The 12,666-nt window shown below is 64.8% G+C and carries 12 protein-coding genes and 1 tRNA gene; 8 read left to right on the plus strand and 5 right to left on the minus strand.

Going from position 1 to position 12,666, the window contains the following annotated elements; genetic code table 11:
• Window positions 1–9: 9 nt before the first annotated feature.
• The 7 genes from ACP153_RS07230 (at window position 10) to ACP153_RS07260 (ending at window position 6,044) form a co-directional block, all read left to right on the plus strand.
• Window positions 10–669: an HAD family hydrolase gene (locus ACP153_RS07230; protein WP_424970306.1), complete on the plus strand. Its 660-nt coding sequence runs from the start codon at window positions 10–12 to the stop codon at window positions 667–669.
• Window positions 666–1,655: a methyltetrahydrofolate cobalamin methyltransferase gene (locus ACP153_RS07235; RefSeq protein ID WP_424970307.1), complete on the plus strand. Its 990-nt coding sequence runs from the start codon at window positions 666–668 to the stop codon at window positions 1,653–1,655. The genes ACP153_RS07230 and ACP153_RS07235 overlap by 4 nt, the downstream gene beginning before the upstream one ends.
• A gap of 67 nt (window positions 1,656–1,722) precedes the next feature.
• Window positions 1,723–2,436, plus strand: a complete 714-nt coding sequence (locus tag ACP153_RS07240) for a hypothetical protein (RefSeq protein ID WP_424970308.1) — start codon at window positions 1,723–1,725, stop codon at window positions 2,434–2,436.
• Between the two features lie 151 nt (window positions 2,437–2,587).
• A complete protein-coding gene (locus ACP153_RS07245; protein ID WP_424970309.1) occupies window positions 2,588–3,196 on the plus strand; it encodes a DUF6778 family protein in 609 nt (202 codons plus the stop codon).
• A gap of 135 nt (window positions 3,197–3,331) precedes the next feature.
• On the plus strand, window positions 3,332–5,422 hold the full coding sequence (locus tag ACP153_RS07250; RefSeq protein WP_424970310.1) for an ASKHA domain-containing protein: 2,091 nt from the start codon (window positions 3,332–3,334) through the stop codon (window positions 5,420–5,422).
• A gap of 47 nt (window positions 5,423–5,469) precedes the next feature.
• Window positions 5,470–5,543, plus strand: a tRNA-Gly gene (locus ACP153_RS07255).
• 15 nt (window positions 5,544–5,558) lie between these two features.
• Entirely contained in the window at window positions 5,559–6,044 is a 486-nt protein-coding gene (locus ACP153_RS07260; RefSeq protein ID WP_424970311.1) for an acyl-CoA thioesterase, read from the plus strand.
• Here the strand turns inward: ACP153_RS07260 and pgi are convergent.
• The 3 genes from pgi to zwf are packed head-to-tail and all read right to left on the minus strand — an operon-like array spanning window position 6,035 to window position 9,795.
• Window positions 6,035–7,639 carry a glucose-6-phosphate isomerase gene (pgi, locus tag ACP153_RS07265; protein WP_424970312.1) on the minus strand — a complete coding sequence of 535 codons (1,605 nt, stop codon included), beginning with the start codon at window positions 7,637–7,639 and terminating at the stop codon, window positions 6,035–6,037. The genes ACP153_RS07260 and pgi overlap by 10 nt on opposite strands.
• Before the next feature lie 27 nt (window positions 7,640–7,666).
• The gene (pgl, locus tag ACP153_RS07270; protein WP_424970313.1) at window positions 7,667–8,341 is read right to left on the minus strand and encodes a 6-phosphogluconolactonase; all 675 of its coding nucleotides are present in this window, start codon (window positions 8,339–8,341) and stop codon (window positions 7,667–7,669) included.
• Window positions 8,341–9,795 carry a glucose-6-phosphate dehydrogenase gene (gene zwf / locus ACP153_RS07275; protein ID WP_424970314.1) on the minus strand — a complete coding sequence of 485 codons (1,455 nt, stop codon included), beginning with the start codon at window positions 9,793–9,795 and terminating at the stop codon, window positions 8,341–8,343. Before zwf ends, pgl begins: the two co-directional genes overlap by 1 nt.
• A gap of 198 nt (window positions 9,796–9,993) precedes the next feature.
• Here zwf and ACP153_RS07280 point away from each other — a divergent pair, with 198 nt between their 5' ends.
• A complete protein-coding gene (locus tag ACP153_RS07280; RefSeq protein WP_424970315.1) occupies window positions 9,994–10,938 on the plus strand; it encodes a radical SAM protein in 945 nt (314 codons plus the stop codon).
• A gap of 9 nt (window positions 10,939–10,947) precedes the next feature.
• On the opposite strand, the gene ACP153_RS07285 is transcribed toward ACP153_RS07280, so the two are convergent.
• A complete protein-coding gene (locus ACP153_RS07285; RefSeq protein WP_424970316.1) occupies window positions 10,948–11,724 on the minus strand; it encodes a transglutaminase-like domain-containing protein in 777 nt (258 codons plus the stop codon).
• Window positions 11,725–11,916: 192 nt separating this feature from the next.
• Window positions 11,917–12,513, minus strand: a complete 597-nt coding sequence (locus ACP153_RS07290) for an HNH endonuclease (RefSeq protein ID WP_424970317.1) — start codon at window positions 12,511–12,513, stop codon at window positions 11,917–11,919.
• Window positions 12,514–12,666: the final 153 nt, after the last annotated feature.

Consider the following 12,666-nt stretch of genomic DNA (forward strand, 5'->3'; position numbering starts at 1 on the left):
CCCTCCGGAATGATTACAGCTTTGCTCTTCGATCTCGACGGGACCCTGCTTGCCTCGGACCCGCTCCATGCGCAGGCTTTCGTGGATCAGTTCGCCGAACATGGGCGCGAGATCGACGAGGCCTTCTACAATACCCGCATTCATGGGCGCCTGAATGCCGAGATCTTTGCCGAGTTCTTCCCGGATGAGGATGGGGAGGCCATGGCCGAGGAAAAGGAGGCCGCCTTCCGCGTGCTTCTGGGGCCGGACTCGCCCCCCATGCCCGGGCTCGTCGCCCTGCTCGACCGCGCGGATCAGGCAGGCTGGGCCAAGGCCGTCGTGACCAACGCGCCCCGGATCAATGCGGAGTTCATGCTCTCATCCATCGGGGTTGCGCATCGCTTCGACACGCTGGTGGTCAGCGATGAATGCGCGGCGGGCAAACCCGACCCGGCCCCCTATCTCGAAGGATTGCGCCGCGTGGGCGCCACGGCAGAGACCGCCATCGCGTTTGAGGACAGCCCCTCGGGGATCCGCGCCGCCGCCGCCGCCGGCATCCTGACCCTCGGCATCCGCTCGACGCTCGATGACGCCACGCTTCGGGGCGCGGGCGCCACGGCCACCTTCTCCGACTTCACAGACCCTGCGCTCGGGCCCCTGCTCGACCGCCAATCAGGAGCCGCCGCATGACGCGCACTGTCATCGAATCCAAGACCAAGACCGTCACCATCGGCTTTGACGAGCCGTTCTGCGTGATCGGCGAGCGGATCAACCCCACGGGCCGCAAGAAGCTCGCCGCCGAGCTTGAGGCGGGCGACTTCAGCACGGTCGAGAAGGACGCGCTGGAGCAGGTCGCCTGCGGCGCCATGGTGCTGGATGTGAATTCCGGTGCGGTTTTCACCAACAAGATGGCCGAAGACCCGCGCTATGCGGACAACAACTTCGTTGAGCCCATGCTCATGAAGGAACTCGTCAGCCGCGTGCAGGCGCTGGTCGATGTGCCGCTTTGCATCGACAGCTCGGTGCCCGGCGCGCTGGAAAACGGGCTGGAGATGGCCGAGGGCCGTCCGCTCCTGAACTCCGTCACCGGCGAGGAGGAGCGGCTGGAGGTCATCCTGCCCCTTGTCAAGAAATACAATGTGCCCGTGGTGGCGATCTCCAATGACGACACGGGCATCTCCGAGGACCCGGATGTGCGCTTTGCCGTGGCCAAGAAGATCGTTGAGCGTGCGGCGGATTTCGGCATTCCGGCCCATGATATCGTCGTGGACCCGCTGGTGATGCCCGTGGGCGCCATGGCGACAGCCGGGCGACAGGTGTTTACGCTGGTGGCGCGGCTGCGTGATGAACTGGGTGTGAACACCACCTGCGGTGCCTCCAATATCAGCTTCGGCCTGCCCAACCGGCATGGTCTCGGCGCGGCCTTTCTGCCCATGGCCATTGCCGCAGGCATGACCAGCGCCATCATGAACCCGATCCGCGCCCAGGAGATGGAGGCGATCCACGCCGCCAACTTCCTGATGAACCATGACCCCAATGGCGGGCAGTGGATCAATTTCGCCCGCGTGCTCGAGGCGCATAAGGCAGGCACCCCCTTCCCCGAGGCCGCCAAGGCCGCCGCCGCGGGCTCCGCCGGGCGCGGGGGACGCCGGGGCGGACGCCGCCGCGCAAGCTGAGGCGGCTGCGACGCCAGGACCGCAGGCCGCGCTTGCTTTGCGCGCTCATCGGGGCCACCCTCCAACGGTGGTCCCGAAAGCCCCTTCCAAACCGCCCGTACATCTGGGCTATGCCCCGCCCGGGCTGGGCAAAACCCTCCTCCGGCTGGCGTTGCGCGGACTGGTTGTTCTGGCCATCGCGTTTGCCGCTCAGGCCCTGATCATGCAAGTGATGGAGACCGCCGACACCCTGCCCGAGGCCACGCGCGGGCCGGTGCAGATCTCGGTTCTGGTGCTCGCGCTGACCCTTTACGCCCTGCTCATCGCGGTGCCCTTCGTGCCGGGGATCGAGATCGGTGTGACCTTGCTCGTGCTGCAAGGGGCCACGATCGCGCCCTTTGTCTATGGTGCCACGGTGCTCGGGCTCGGCGTCGCGTTCATGGCCGGACGCGCCCTGCCCTATGCCTGGCTCCACGGGGTGTTTCAGGATCTGCGCCTGCGCAAGGCCTGCGCCCTGCTCGACCAGATCGCGCTTCTGAGCCCGGAGCGGCGGCTCGCCCTGCTGCGCAACCGTCTGCCGAGCTGGCTTGGTCCTTACGTGGTGAAATACCGGTATCTGGCCTTGGCTGCGGCGCTCAACCTGCCGGGCAATGCGGTGATCGGCGGCGGCGGCGGGCTTTGCCTGATCGCCGGGCTGAGCCGTCTCTATGGGCCGCGCGCGACGCTCTTGACGATCGCTTGTGCGGCGGCTCCGGTGCCCTTCGCGGTCTGGATCCTCGGCCCCGGCATCCTCGGCTCCTAAGGCGCGCGCGCAAGCCACCGCCGACGCGGCAAAAACAACCGGAGGGAGAGTTGACAACCTGCGCCCCTTCCCGTCGAAAATAGCGGATCTTGCCGATTTCTTTACCTATCGGCTGCTATGCGCGGGAAACGCACCGCGAAAGAGAGTTGCCATGAAAGCGATCCTGAGCCTGTTTCTGAGCCTTGTGCTCCTGTCTGCCTGTTCGTCGTGGCAGACCAGCTACGACGCCCCCGTCCCGGTGGAGACGTCGCAAAACTGGCGGCTTGGGGATGTGGTCGTGACCGTGCCCGAAACCCTGACCGTGAGCGAGGACAACGTCTATCTGCCCGACGCCGATATCGTCTGGCGCGAGGATCCGCTGGGTGACAGCTCGCGCTACGCGCAGGTTGCCGAGATCATTGAGACGGCTGTGACACGCGGGGCATCGGGCCTGTCGGGGTCTACGCCGGTGCGGATCAAGGTGACGGTCGGGACCTTCCATGCCCTGACCGAAATCGCCCGCTATGGGCTGAGCAGTTCCGGCGTGCACAACATCACCTATGCCATGCAGGTATTTGACATGCGGAGCGGCGCGGCCCTGACCGATGCGGAGACGATCCAGGCGGATCTCGTGGCCCTTGTCGGCGATCAGGCTCTGGAGGCGGAGGCTCAGGGCATCACCCAGAAAGTGCGCATCACGGATCACATTGCCAAGGTCACGGCGGGCTATCTGGGCATCGGTCCCGATATGCGCTCGGAGTTTGCGCGGGTCGGTCGATAGGGGCTGTTTGCGGCCCTGTTGAAGGCTCTTCATGATCATTGTGACGAGAATGATCCTTCTGGTGTCGGCTTTGCGCTTTAGCCCTGCGGTGGACGGTTTACATATCAAGAGGTGAAACCGTCAAAGGCGCGCCCAATGGCCAATGATACCCCCTCCGCCCAGGATCTCGTGGGCTCCGCAGTTTCCGATGAGACCGGAGAGGCCATGGTGGTCTTCACCCCGTCGGGCCAGCGTGGTCACGTCGCCAAGGGCACCAGCGTGCTGGATGCGGCCCGTCAGCTGGGCGTAGATCTCGACAGTGTGTGCGGCGGGCGCGGGATCTGCTCCAAATGCCAGATCACTCCGTCCTTTGGCAGCTTTCCGAAATTCGGGCTCGAGGTTGCGGAGGATGCGCTTTCGCCCTGGAACGCCGTTGAAGCGCGCTATGACGAAAAGCGTGGTCTCACCCAGGGGCGCCGTCTGGGATGCCAGGCCTGCATTCAAGGCGACATGGTCATCGATGTCCCCGCCTCGAGCCAGGTCCACCGCCAGGTCGTTCGCAAGGCCGCAAGCACGCGCGCCATGGCCATGGATCCCGCGACCCGACTCTACTTCGTCGAGGTGGCGCAACCGGATATGGATGAGCCCTCCGGCGATTTCGAACGGTTGAAAGAGGCGCTCGCAGCACAGTGGGATCTTCCCGATCTGACGGCGCCCCTAAGCGTCCTTCGCAAGCTTCAACCTGCCCTCCGCAAGGGCGCGTGGCAGGTCACGGTCGCGGTCAACACCGCCAGCGCCCAGCCCTCTCTGGTGGAAATCTGGCCCGGTTATCATGAAGGGCCGGTCTGGGGCCTCGCTGTGGATCTCGGCTCCACGACCATCGCCGGACATCTCTGCGATCTGACCACCGGGGAGGTCGCGGCCTCCTCTGGGTTGATGAACCCGCAGATCCGCTTTGGCGAAGACCTGATGTCCCGCGTCTCCTACGCGATGATGAACGCGGATGGCGCCGAGGCGATGACCAAAGCCGTGCGCGAGGCGCTCGACACCCTGACGACCGAGATCTGCGCCGAGGCGGGGGTCCCGCCAAGCGATGTGCTTGAGCTTGTCTTTGTCAGCAACCCGGTGATGCATCATCTGCTCTTGGGCATCGACCCGGTGGAATTGGGACAGGCGCCCTTCGCACTCGCCACATCCGGCGCGCTGGAACTCCCGGCCTCCGAGATGGGGCTGACCGCCGCCAACCCCGCGGCGCGCGCCTATCTTCTGCCCTGTATTGCGGGTCACGTGGGCGCGGATGCGGCGGCGGTCGCTCTGTCGGAGGCGCCGGACAAATCCGAGGACCTCGTTCTGATCGTCGATGTGGGCACCAATGCCGAGATCCTGCTGGGCAATCGCGACCGGGTCTTTGCCTGCTCCTCCCCCACGGGCCCTGCATTTGAAGGCGCGCAGATCAGCTCAGGGCAGCGCGCGGCCCCGGGTGCCATCGAGCGGGTCGAGATCGACCCCGTCACCAAGGAGCCGCGCTTTCGCGTCATCGGGTCCGAGCGTTGGTCCGACGACCCGGAATTTGCCACCGAGATCGCTGTCACGGGCGTCACCGGCATCTGCGGCTCCGGCATCATCGAGGCCGTGGCCGAAATGCGCATCGCGGGCCTTTTGGACCCGTCCGGCCTGATCGGCGGGCCGGAGCAGACCGGCACACCCCGCAGCATCCCCGAAGGCCGCACCTTTGCCTATACGCTTTATGATGGCCGGGCCGAGGGTGGACCGCTCGTCACTGTGACCCAGGGCGATATCCGCGCGATCCAGCTTGCGAAATCCGCGCTCTATGCCGGAGCGCGGCTCTTGATGGATGAGATGGGGGTCGAGCGCGTCGATCGCGTGACCCTCGCCGGGGCCTTTGGCGCCCATATTTCACCCAAGCATGCCATGGTGCTCGGCATGATCCCGGATGCGCCACTGGACAAGGTGCAATCGGCGGGCAATGCGGCGGGCACCGGCGCGCGCATGGCGCTTTGCAGCCGGTCCGCGCGGGCCGAGATCGAGGGCACGGTCGCCCGGATCACCAAGATCGAGACCGCCATCGAGCCGCGCTTTCAGGAGCATTTCGTCGCCGCCAACGCGATCCCCCATGCCACCGCCCCTTTCCCGGAGCTGTCGCAGATCGTGACCCTGCCGGATGTGAGCTTCAACACCGGCGGCAGCGGCGAGAGCGGCGGCAGAAGACGCCGCCGACGGGGATAAATGCGATTGACGGCATCAGGCACCTTGGCTATGCCAACCGTCACAGCGCGGGTATGGTGAAAAGGTATCACGCGAGCTTCCCAAGCTTAAGTTACGGGTTCGATTCCCGTTACCCGCTCCAAGTCCTGACATGACCATGCCGAAAACTCCGCCCGTTCTGACACCGCTGCTTGGCCCTGTCCTGCGCGATCACGGCGTGCCGGAGCCCTGGCAATTCGGGATGGCGGACCGGGTTCGGTTTCATGAGCTGGACGCCCTGAACCATGTCAACAACGCGGTTTATCTGAGCTGGTTCGAGAGCCTGCGCGTCGCCTATCTCGCGGAATACGGCGTCTATGACTATATCCCCGGCGAGCCGCTTCTGGTGATGCGGGCGGTGGGTGTGACCTATCACGCGCCGCTCCATCTGGGAGAGACCTATATCACCACGGGCCGTACCGTCGTGCTGGGACGGACGAGTTTTCAGATGGAGTATGGCGTCTTCGTCGAGGGCCAGTTGCGCGCCGAGGGCCACGCCGCGATCGTCCTTTTGGACGCCGATGGCAAGACCGGCGTCCCCTTGAGCGCGGAGCAGCGCGCCATCTTCACAGCGCGCGACGGCGCTCAGCCCCGTCAGGCGTGAGCGCGCACGAAGCCGACCAGCGCCTGGGTTGAGCCATCCTTGCCCTCGGCCGAGGCCTCGCCCGCGACAACCGGCCCCAGTGCCGTGGCCAGCTCCTTGCCCAGCTCGACGCCCCATTGGTCATAGGAGTTGATGCCGAGGATGACCCCTTCGACAAAGACCCGGTGCTCATAAAGCGCGATGATCTGGCCGAGGATGAAGGGCGTGAGCTGCGGATAGACGAGTGTGGTCGACGGCCGGTTGCCCGGGAAGACCCGGTGGCGGGCCTGCCGGTCGAGCTCGGATCCTGTCAGCCCCTTGGCGGCCATCATCTCGGTCGCAACCTCCAGGCTGCGTCCGCGCAGAAGGGCCTCAGACTGCGCCAGGCAATTCGCCACGAGCAGCCGGTGCTGATGGGCCAGATCCGGCTCGTGCCCCTTGGCTGCCAGCAGGAACTCACAAGGCACCACCTGCTGCCCCTGATGGATCAGCTGATAGAACGCGTGCTGGCCATTGGTGCCTGGCTCCCCCCAGACAACAGGGCCCGCGGTCCGCTGCAGCGTGGTGCCATCCATGGCCACACGCTTGCCGTTGCTCTCCATCTCCAGCTGCTGGAGGTACGCGGGCAGCCGCGCAAGGCGCTGGTCATAGGGCAGAACCGCCCGCGTCCCGTGACCGCAGATCTGGTGATGCCAGATCCCCACAAGGGCCAGCAGAACGGGCATGTTCTCGGCCAGGGGCGCCTCGCGGAAATGGGCGTCCATCGCCGCCCCGCCATCGAGGAAGGCGCAGAAATCCTGCGGCCCCACAGCCATCATCAGGCTCAGCCCGATCGGCCCCCACATGGAATAGCGCCCCCCGACCCAGTCCTCAAATCCGAACACCCGCTCCGGCGCGATGCCGAAGGCTGCGGTCTTCTCCGCGCTGGTGGACACGGCCGCGAACTGTGCCGCGGGGTCCGCCACCGCCTTGGCCATCCAAGCCCGGGCGGTCTCGGCATTGGTCATGGTCTCGATGGTGGTGAAGGTCTTGGAGGCCACGATCACCAGCGTCGTAGTCGGGTCGAGCGGCGCGAGGGTCTCGGCAATCTGCGCCCCGTCCACGTTTGAGACGAAATGAGTGCGCGGCCCGTCCGCAAAGGGCGAGAGCGCAATCGCCGCCATGGCCGGGCCCAGATCGGAGCCACCGATCCCGATATTGACCACATCGGTGATCTTGCCACCGGCCCCGGTAAAGGTCCCGCCGCGCACATCCTCGCAAAACGCCGCCATCCGGTCATAGGTCGCGCGGACCTCTGGCATCACATCGACACCGTCCACCACCACCGATCCGTCCAGGTTCCGCAGCGCCGTATGCAGTACCGCGCGGCCCTCGGTCTCGTTGATCGCCACGCCCGCGAACATCGCATCGCGACGCGCGGCCAGATGAGCCCCTTCGGCGAGCGAGACCAGCAGGTCACGCCCAGCCAGATCGATATTCGTCTTGGAGTAGTCGAAGACCATATCGCTGAGCCGCGCCGAAAACGCGCCCGCGCGGTCCGGATCCTCGAAGAGATCGAGGATCTTGCGGTCCCTGGTCTGGTCATGGTGGAAGGAGAGACGTTGCCAGACGGACATGATGTATTCCTTGAAAAGCGTTGGGAGTTATTCGGCCCAGTGCACCATCGCATTTGGCAATACGGAACGCACCGGGGCATCTTCGACCGGGCCGGAGCTTGCGGCTTGATCCAGCGCCGCTTTCTTGCCGGGCCCGACAATCAGGATATGGGTTTTCATGGCCTGTTTCAGGATAGGCGCGCTGAGTGTGATGCGCGGTTCAGGCGCTCCGGGGGCGCGCATGGCCACGAGGGGCGGCGCGTCATCGCTGAGCGCGAGATCGAGCTGATCCGCCTCGGGAAAGAGCGAGGCGGTGTGCATATCCTCGCCCATCCCCAGAAGCAGGACGGAGATCGGCAGCACACCGTCCAGCCCTTCGGTGAGGGCGCCGAGCCCCTCCTCCGGGGTGGCCGCGTCTGAGACCAGAGGGATCAGCCGCGCCTTGGCCGCACGCCCGGTCAGGAGCCGCTCGCGCAGCAGGGCCGTGTTTGAGCGATCCGAGCTTTCGGGCACCCAGCGTTCGTCATTGAGCAGGACATTCACCCGCTCCCAATCCAGGTCCACCGCGCTCAGGATGTCGAAAACCGGCCCGGGCGTGGTCCCCCCGGGCACGCAGAGCGTCGCGCGCTCATGGGTCAACAGACATTCCTTCAGGTCGGCGGAAATCCGGTCCGCCAACCGCATCATCAGCAGGTCCCGATCGGGATAGGTTTCAAGCTGCATTACGCCTCCAAGTCGCGCCAGCGACGTCCATCCCGGTGCAGCAACATCAGGCTGTCCTCGGGTCCGTTCGTGCCCGGATGATAGCTTTGCGGGCGGTCGCGGCGTGCCTCCCACCCAGCGATCAGCGGGTCGGTCCAAGCCCAGGCCGCTTCCACCTCGTCGCCCCGCATGAACAGGGTCTGGTTGCCCCGGACCACGTCCATGATAAGCCGTTCATAGGCGTCCGGCATCTCATTTCCGCTCTCCCCCAGGGCATCGGCGAAACTCATGTCGAGCGGCACATCGATGAGCCGCATCCCGCCCGGGCCCGGCTCCTTGATGGTGACCTGCAGGGTCATACCCTCATCGGGCTGCAGCCGGATGGTCAGGATATTTGCGCTGCGCCCGGCATCGGCCCCGAAAATCGAGTGCGGCGTTTCCTTGAACACCACCACGATCTCGGACATCCGCGCCCGCAACCGCTTGCCCGTGCGCATGTAAAACGGCGTGCCATTCCAGCGCCAGTTGGCCACATGGGCCTTGATGGCCACGAAGCTCTCGGTGGTGGAGTTCGGATCGCCCACCTCCTCCAGATAGCTCGGCCCGTCATCCCCGTCGCGATACTGCCCGCGCACCAGATCATCGGGTTCCACCGGGTCGAGCGCGCGGATCACCTTCAACTTCTCGTCGCGCACCGCGTCCGGGTCGAAATGACTGGGCGGCTCCATGGCGATCAGACACAGAAGCTGCATCAGGTGGTTCTGCACCATATCCCGCATCGCACCGGACTTGTCGTAATACTCGCCGCGCCCGCCGACGCCGACGGTCTCGGCCACGGTGATCTGGATATGATCCACGAATTGCGCGTTCCAGAGCGGCTCAAAGAGCACATTGCCAAAGCGCACCGCCATGAGGTTCTGCACCGTCTCTTTGCCGAGATAATGGTCGATCCGGTAAATCTGGTCCTCGTCAAAGAAGGTCGCGAGCCCAGCGTTCAGCGCCTTGGCCGTGGCGAGATCCCGGCCAAAGGGCTTCTCGACCACGATCCGCGCCTCCTTGGTGGCGATCTTGTGCAGATGCAGCCGCTCCGCCAGGTCCCCGAAAAGCGCCGGCGCCACAGAGAAGTAGAAGGCCTGCACCTTGCCCTCGCGCATCAGCCCGGCGAGATCGGCCCAGCCCCCCTCGCCTCGCGCGTCGATGGCGACGTATTCGAGCATGGCGAGAAACTCATCCACCCGCGCCTCATCCTCGCAGGATTTCGGTGCGAATTCATGCAGGGCCTCGCGGGTAAACGCCCGATAGGCTGCCGCGTCCATATCAGAGCGCGCCGCCCCGATGATCCTGGCATCCTCCGGGATCTGCCCGGCCAGATGGCGCCGGAAAAGTCCAGGCAGGATCTTGCGCCGCGCCAGATCCCCGGTGCCCCCAAAGACCACAAGATCAAACACATCGACCGGAATTACGCGTGTGACCATACCGCTCTCTCCACAAGACTTGTCGGGTTGCGCAAACGCCCCTTCGTTAGCGCTAACGCCGCCTAATTACGTGGCGCGCGCGTGCCTGTCCAGCACGCATTCAGAAAAGGATGCCTTCACAACAGCGTCACCACAAGCCTGATGACTTTTCTCTTTCGCGGATGCAGCGTAACTCTAGGGGATAACACGGAGACGACGATGAAAGACCTCGCAGCCAACGCCGGTAAATTCCAGGACCCCTTTGTGACAGCTGCGGGCGATCAGCGGGCCTCGGTGGCCCTGACGAACCCTGACACGCTGTGGTTCAACACCGGGACGCTGTGCAACATCGAATGCGTGAATTGCTACATTGAGAGCTCCCCCACCAATGACCGGCTGGTCTATATCACCGCAGCCGAGGTGCGGGAGTATCTGGACCAGCTTGACGCGCGGAACTGGAATGTGCGCGAGATCGGGTTCACGGGCGGCGAGCCCTTCATGAACCCCGACATGATCGAGATGGCCCGCGACTGTCTGGAGCGCGGCTACGAGGTTCTGATCCTGACCAATGCCATGCGTCCGATGATGCGCAAATCCGTGCGCGCCGGACTTCTGGAACTGCAAGAGGCCCATGGCGCGAAGCTGACCCTGCGGATCAGCGTCGATCACTGGTCCGAGGCCCGTCATGACGAGGAGCGCGGCAAGAACAGCTTCGTCAAAACCCTCGAAGGGATGGACTGGCTGCGCGACAACGGGATCCAGATGGCCGTGGCCGGGCGCACCGTTTGGGGCGAGACCGATGCCGAAAGCCGCCAGGGCTATGCGGCCCTCTTTGAGGCGCGCGGCTATCAGATCGACGCCACCAATCCGGGGCAGACCGTGCTCTTCCCGGAGATGGATGAGACCGCAGAAGTGCCGGAGATTACAACGGCCTGCTGGGGGATCCTCAACAAATCCCCGGATGATGTGATGTGCGCCTCCTCGCGCATGGTGGTCAAGCGGCGCGGGGCTGAGAGCCCGTCGGTGCTGGCCTGCACCCTGCTACCCTACAGCCCGGAATTCGAGCTCGGCACCACCCTTGAGGAGGCGGAGGGCTCCGTCCAGCTCAACCATCCCCATTGCGCCAAGTTCTGCGTGCTGGGCGGGGCGAGCTGCTCGGCCTGATCCGGCGGCTCAGAGCGGCGTAACCGTCACCTGCTGAGTGATCATGCTGGCAAAGCCTTCTGTCTCCATGAAAGCCACGTCGCAGGCATCCCGCCCCACGGCGATCAGCACCATCTGATGCGGCGCGCACATGCGCGTGGCATCCACCAAACGCCAGGCTCCATCGAGCCAGACCTGCGCCACGGCATGGAAATCCTGCGGCACCACCCCAAGGCCATAGACCGAGGCATAGCGCGCCGGAATATCCGCCGCCCGGCACAGGGCGCAGACCATATGCGCATAGTCGCGGCAGACGCCTTGGCGGTCGACAAAGGTCTCCATCACCGTGGTTTCCGCGTCGGAGCTCGCGGGGACATAGATCATCTCCTCATCGATCCAGTCGAGAATCGCGGCGAGTTTCGCCCCGCCTTCCAACCCTCCGAAGCGACGGTCTACGAAGGCCGTGAACTTGTCGGATTGGCAGAAGCGCGAGGGCCGCAGCGCACAAAGCGCCTCGCCCGGCAGATCATGGAGCGCTGTGGGTCGCAGGCTGGCCAGATCCACCTGCGGGCGCTGCACTTCGACTTCTGCCGTATAGCCCAGCCACATCTGATCGATCCCGATATGGGCCCAGCTGCGCTGCCCCACGCGCCCGGCCCCCTCGACCCGGCGGATCCACGCATGATCAATGTCGAGATGGCTGCGATGGACGACCTGCTCCTCGGTTTCCGCCGCCTCCAGCGTCAGAAGCACCCGGCGAGACGGGTCCAACTGGTAATTCATCGACACATCGATCTTGAGCTTCACGGGCGGGCCCCAACAAACAGCAATAGAAAACTGCGCCCGCGGATCGGGACGCCGGTGAGGAAGTCGGAAAACAGGAAAAGCACCCGCAGCGCCGCAGCCCTGCGTTGCGCGTCCTTAGGCCAAGCCGGACGCCAAAATCAACGGTGAATCGGCCCGTGACGGGACGTTACGGCCACAAAGCCCGACACGGCCTCAGGCCTCCAGCTCGGCATCCCAGTAAAGGAAGTCCATCCAGCTCTCATGGAGGTAGTTGGGCGGGAACTTCCGGCCCATATTCCGCAATTGCTCAGCCGCCGGCTGGCGCGGGGTCTGGCGCAGGGACATGCCCGAGGCGCGCAGGGATTTCGACCCCTTCTTGAGATTGCATTTCGAGCAGGCCGCCACCACGTTTTCCCAGCTCGTCACGCCGCCGCTGGCCCGGGGCACCACGTGGTCAAAGGTCAGATCCCCCTTCGCCCCGCAATACTGGCAGCAGAACTGGTCCCTCAAAAACAAATTAAAGCGCGTGAAGGCCACGCGCTTTTGAGGTTTCACATAGTCTTTGAGGACGACAACCGAGGGGACCCGTATCTCGGTGGTAGGGCTGCGGACCACATCCTCGTATTCCGCGAGGATCGTCACCCTGTCGAGGAAGGCCGCCTTCACCGCCTCCTGCCATGTCCAGAGCGACAGCGGGTAGTAAGAGAGTGGCCGGTAATCGGCGTTCAGGACAAGGGCCGGATTGTGGCGGAGGCTTTGGGGATCTCGGACAAAACTCGTTCGAAACTCGCGCTCGATCGTCTCACTCATGGGACTCCGTCTCCGCCTCGTCTATCCAGGTTTGGACCAAGGCGGGACACCCCGCCCCGTTCGCTTGCTGTCACTATATATGGCGTTCGCCACCTGACAAGCCCCGCAAATACGGTGCTTGCCTGCAAGTGCTACGGGCAGAGTATGACGGGG

Source organism: Dinoroseobacter sp. S76, from assembly GCF_049801095.1.
Lineage (GTDB): Bacteria > Pseudomonadota > Alphaproteobacteria > Rhodobacterales > Rhodobacteraceae > Dinoroseobacter.